Raw genomic sequence first — 4,526 nt, 5'->3', positions numbered from 1 at the left:
GCCGGCGGGCGCGGCGTACCGGAGCGTACGATAAGCCCGCCGGCCGGGCGCCCGCGTCCCGTATGACGACCCGTATGGCCGCGCTAGGATTGCAGCGATGATCGAGTCGCCCCGAAACGCCCGGGTCCAGTCGCTCCTCCGCGAACGCCAGGAAGGGCGGATCTTCGTCGTCGAGGGAGAGAAGTTCGTCCTCGACGCGGCGGCCGCCGGGTTCTCCTTCGAGGAGATCTTCCACGATGCCGGCGTGAAGCCCGGGCGTCTGGCGCGGCTCTCCGGCCAGAAGCCGACGCCGGTCGCGCGCGAGGTCCTGGCCCGGTTCTGCGACGCGAAGACGCCCCAGCACGTCGTGGGACTCGCGCGGCGAAAGGAGTCGTCCGCTCCGGAGATCCTCGCCCGACCCGGCCCGGCCGTCTATCTCGAGGGCGTTCAGGACCCGGGAAACGTCGGTGCCGTCGCGCGGGTCGTCGAGGCCGTCGGCGGCGCGGGGCTCCTCGTCTCGGAAGGATCGGCCGACTTCTTTCATCCGCGCGCGCTGCGCGGCTCCGCCGGGAGCCTGCTCCGCGTCCCCGCGGCATCGAACGTCGACATGAAGCTCGCCGCCGAGAGCGCGCACGACGCGGGCCGCGTCATCTGCGGGACGGCGGGACGCGGCGGGGAGGACCTCTTCTCGGCCGAGCTGCCGGAGCGGGTCCTCTGGGTCTTCGGATCGGAAGGCGCCGGGCTGTCCTCGAGAATCCACCGCCTCCTCGACCGCAAATACACGATTCCTCTCGCGGCGCCCGTCGAGTCGCTCAACGTCGCGGTCGCGGCCGGCGTGGCGCTCTTCACGGCTTCGCGGCGGCCGGCCTTCCGGACGCCGGCGCCGCCGGACGGCGGTCACTCGTAGACGCGGGTGTCGATCGTCAGCCGGGTGACGTAGACCGTTTCGCACGAACCGGGTCCTTCGTCCGTCCGCGACGTGCTCGTCCGCCACTGGAAGCCGGGGTCGTCGATCCCCGCGACGTCGACGAGCCATCCCTCCAGCCGCACGCGATCGCCTCCGGAAACGAGCGACGCGGCCTCGGCGAGCCGTGAAGTCGCCGGGATGACATGGGTGTTCGCCGAATGGGAGACGATCACGCCGCGATCGAGGCCGGGGCCGCGGTAGGAAAAGAAGTACCAGCGGTTCGCCTGCCGGAAATGAATCCGCCCGCGATAGGGCGGGGCCGCCACGGGGCCCCACGCCATCGCGTAGTCTTCCGGGATCAGAGCGGCCGCCTCTCCCCAACGATAACGGTCCTCGGCGACCACCAGGGCGGATTCGTCCCACGCGTATCGGGGGACGATCCGGAACCGTTTTCCCCGCGCCGAGACCTCGAACGGCGGCTGCTCGGCCGGCTGCTGGATCGGATCGGAAGAGACGTCGGGGACGGGAGCGCTCGCGTGCCGGAGGATCCGCTTCTCGACCGGATGCCGCAGGAGGGACCATCCCAGGAAGAGAGCGGCCGCCGCCCCCGCCCATCGGCCGGTCATCGGCCGCGAGCTCCCGCGGCGACGGTCATTCCTCGCGCGAAGGCGGGCGCGGCGGTTCGGGTCGCGGGACGGCAGCGCCGTGGCGGGGACCGGCGCCGGGCGGCGCCGGCCACGGCGGAACGGGCTTGCGCGCCGCGGCCGCCATCGGTTTGCGCGCCGGGGGCGCCATCGGTTCGCGCGCCGGGGGCGCGACGCTCTTCTTCTGCCGGTTCCCGATGGACTTACGCGCCACCGCTCTCCTCCTCGCCGAAGACCTCCGCCTCGAAACCGTAGATCTTCGCGCCCGGGAGCTTCCAGGCGTTGTCCGGCAGCCCCGCCTTCTGCGAGACGGCACCGAGGAACTGCTCGCGGGAAAACCCCCACTCGGTGGCGACCTGCGGGAGCAGGAGCCCGCGCCGCGCTCCCAGCTCGAGGATGATCCCGTGGCGGCCCGGCTCGACCTCCTCCGCCGTGATGAGACGCGGCGGCGTGAGGACGGACACCTCGAGCGACACCGACGGCCATTCCTCTTTCGTCACCGGGGGGAACCGCGGGTCGCGAAACGCGGCCTCCCGCGCGAAGCGCGAGACCGTCTTGGCGATCCCCTCCTCGGCCGTCAGCGTCCCGATGCACCCGCGCAGGTCCTCGCCGATCTTGAGCGTCACGAACACTCCGTGGCTCGGGTCGTCGGGATGCGGCCGCTCGAGGAGAGCCGGCGGCGGCTGGCCGTCGAGAGCCCGCTCGATCGAAGAGCGCGCGAGCCGCAGCAGGTCCCGTCCGTACGCGGATGCGATCATGGCCTTCCTCCCGCGGCCGCGGGCGCCGCTCCCGGCGTCGGCGGGCCCGCTCCGGCAACTTCGAAACGCCCCGACGCGAAATCGAAGACCTTCTCCTCGAAGGCCTCGAGGTGCCCGCGGAAGAAGTGGTCGGCCTCCGCCAAGAGCTCGAGGCGGGCATGGGTGAACCGGCTCCTCGCCGCCGACGCCAACCCGGCGGGATCGGCGAATTCGTCGCGTTCGCCGGAGATCAGGAGAGCGGGCTTCTCGATGCGCTCGACGGTCTCGAAATTCCATCGCGAGAGCGGCAGGCCCGCGGCGATCAGCGCCGCGACGCGGGCGTCCGGTTCTCCCGCCGCGAGGGCCACCGTCGAGCCGAAGGAGAACCCGGCGGCGATCGCGGGAAGTCCCGCGCGCCGCTGTGCCTCGTCGAGCGCGGCGAGGAAGTCGTTCGTCTCTCCGCGGCCGAAGTCATGGACGCCCGAAGACCCGCCGACCCCCCGGAAGTTGAACCGCATGACGCCGAAACCGGCGCGAGACAGGGCGCGCGCGAGCCGGAAGACGACCTTGAAATGCATCGTCCCGCCGTGCATCGGATGCGCGTGCGCGACCACCGCGCATCCGCGATGCTCGCCTTCCGGCTCCTTCCAGAGCGCTTCGAGCGCGCCGGCCGGACCGGCGATCGTGATCGGACGGAGCGCACCGCGCGGCATGACCCGATTGTAGCGCCCGGCGGTTGCGTAAATTTCAAGCATCAAATTCCAAATTCCAACAAATTCCAGGCTCCAAGGTTCACACGGAGGAGTTCTCCTCTCGCCGACGTCTCCCGCGCCGGGCCGCGCCGCTGATCGTTTGGAATTGGGACCTTCCTGGAATTTGAAAATTGGGATTGGAGGCTTCGCGACGAGTTTCGTCGCCGGTCCTTGTCGCTCGCCCGGGTTTCGACCATAATCGCCTTCCCTTTTTTTCGGGCGAAAGGACGTCGCGGAATGGACGGAAAGAAGAAGATCGTGCACATCGTCGGGACCGGGACGATCGGCGAGCCGCTGATCGGCCTGTTCACCGATTTCTCCCGCCACCTCGGCATCGACGAGCTGACGTTCCACAAGCGCACGCCGATGACGACGGAGAAGGCCAAGGTCCAGCACCTCATCTCCCGCGGCGCGAAGCTCGCCGTCGATGACGACAAGGTGGCGGACTTCGAGGCGCTCGGCCACAAAGTCTCGTACACCGCGATGGAAGCGCTCGACCGGGCCTCCGTCGTGATCGACTGCACGCCGGCCGGCAACGAGAACAAGAAGGTCTACGAGACGATCAAGGGGCCGAAAGGGTTTCTCGCGCAGGGGTCGGAATTCGGTTTCGGGAAAATGTACGCGCTCGGGATCAACGACGAGGCCCTCGAGACGGGGAAGGACCGGTTCATCCAGATCGTCTCCTGCAACACGCACAACATCGCCGTGATCGTCAAGACGCTGGCGTCCGAGGGGAAGGAGCTCACGCTCGAGCGGGCGCGGTTCGTTTGCATGCGCCGCGCCAACGACATCTCTCAGGATTCGGGCTTCCTCCCCGCCCCCCAGGTCGGCAAGCACGACGACCCCAAATACGGGACGCACCACGCGCGGGACGCGTCGCACCTCCTCCAGACGCTCGGATGGAAGCCCGAGATGTTCTCGTCGGCGGTGAAACTGAACACCCAGTACATGCACGCGCTCTGGTTCGACCTGAAGGTGAGCCGCCCGACGACGCGCGACGAGATCACCGCGAAGTTCCGCAGGAACGACAAGATCGCGCTGACGGAGCGGCGCTCGGCCAACCAGGTGTTCTCCTTCGGCCGCGATCACGGATATTACGGGCGCCTACTGTCGCAGACGGTGATCTCGACCCCCACCGTCACGATGCCGTCGGACCACGAGATCGTCGGGTTCTGCTTCACGCCGCAGGACGGCAACTCGCTCGCTTCGTCGATCGCCGCCGCGCTGTGGCTGATGGAGCCGGAGAGCGATCCGTGGCAGCGCATGGATCCTCTGAAGCGCTTCTTCTTCCAGGAGATCTAGCAGGCTGCTGAAAAACGAATCCGGGCGGCGTGTCACGAGTCTTGCCGATCGCTCGCAGGACGGCGCGGCGCTCCAGCTCGACGAGGCTTGGCGCCGGACCCTTACAACGCGCGAACGGCAAGACTCGCCACCAGAAGGTTGCGGCGGCGCAGGCCCGCCTGCTTCGTTGCCGCGCCTAAAGATGTGGCCGAACACGCCCGAGGCG

Annotated in this window: 5 protein-coding genes; 2 read left to right on the top strand and 3 right to left on the bottom strand. The window is 69.1% G+C overall.

Annotation, left to right across the window (positions count from 1 at the left end; all coding sequences use genetic code 11):
- Positions 1-97: 97 nt before the first annotated feature.
- Positions 98-886, top strand: coding sequence for an RNA methyltransferase (locus VKH46_03135; protein ID HKB69809.1), 789 nt, complete (start codon positions 98-100; stop codon positions 884-886).
- On the opposite strand, the gene VKH46_03130 is transcribed toward VKH46_03135, so the two are convergent.
- From VKH46_03130 to VKH46_03120, 3 genes are all read right to left on the bottom strand, one after another.
- A complete protein-coding gene (locus VKH46_03130) occupies positions 877-1,512 on the bottom strand; it encodes a hypothetical protein (protein HKB69808.1) in 636 nt (211 codons plus the stop codon). The two genes, VKH46_03135 and VKH46_03130, sit on opposite strands and share 10 nt — an antisense overlap.
- A gap of 221 nt (positions 1,513-1,733) precedes the next feature.
- The gene (amrA, locus tag VKH46_03125) at positions 1,734-2,288 is read right to left on the bottom strand and encodes an AmmeMemoRadiSam system protein A (GenBank protein HKB69807.1); all 555 of its coding nucleotides are present in this window, start codon (positions 2,286-2,288) and stop codon (positions 1,734-1,736) included.
- A complete protein-coding gene (locus tag VKH46_03120) occupies positions 2,285-2,980 on the bottom strand; it encodes an alpha/beta fold hydrolase (GenBank protein HKB69806.1) in 696 nt (231 codons plus the stop codon). Before VKH46_03120 ends, amrA begins: the two co-directional genes overlap by 4 nt.
- Before the next feature lie 276 nt (positions 2,981-3,256).
- Here VKH46_03120 and VKH46_03115 point away from each other — a divergent pair, with 276 nt between their 5' ends.
- Positions 3,257-4,321 carry a hypothetical protein gene (locus VKH46_03115; GenBank protein HKB69805.1) on the top strand — a complete coding sequence of 355 codons (1,065 nt, stop codon included), beginning with the start codon at positions 3,257-3,259 and terminating at the stop codon, positions 4,319-4,321.
- Positions 4,322-4,526: the final 205 nt, after the last annotated feature.

The organism is Thermoanaerobaculia bacterium, from assembly GCA_035260525.1.
Classification (GTDB): Bacteria; Acidobacteriota; Thermoanaerobaculia; order UBA5066; family DATFVB01; genus DATFVB01.
This window is presented reverse-complemented; position numbering and strand designations above follow the sequence as displayed.

Bases quoted from the DNA above. Each gene is read 5' to 3' on its own strand.
- VKH46_03135 (HKB69809.1), top strand. From the start codon at position 98: ATGATCGAGTCGCCCCGAAACGCCCGGGTCCAGTCGCTCCTCCGCGAA.
- VKH46_03130 (HKB69808.1), bottom strand. From the start codon at position 1,512: ATGACCGGCCGATGGGCGGGGGCGGCGGCCGCTCTCTTCCTGGGATGG.
- amrA (HKB69807.1), bottom strand. From the start codon at position 2,288: ATGATCGCATCCGCGTACGGACGGGACCTGCTGCGGCTCGCGCGCTCT.
- VKH46_03120 (HKB69806.1), bottom strand. From the start codon at position 2,980: ATGCCGCGCGGTGCGCTCCGTCCGATCACGATCGCCGGTCCGGCCGGC.
- VKH46_03115 (HKB69805.1), top strand. From the start codon at position 3,257: ATGGACGGAAAGAAGAAGATCGTGCACATCGTCGGGACCGGGACGATC.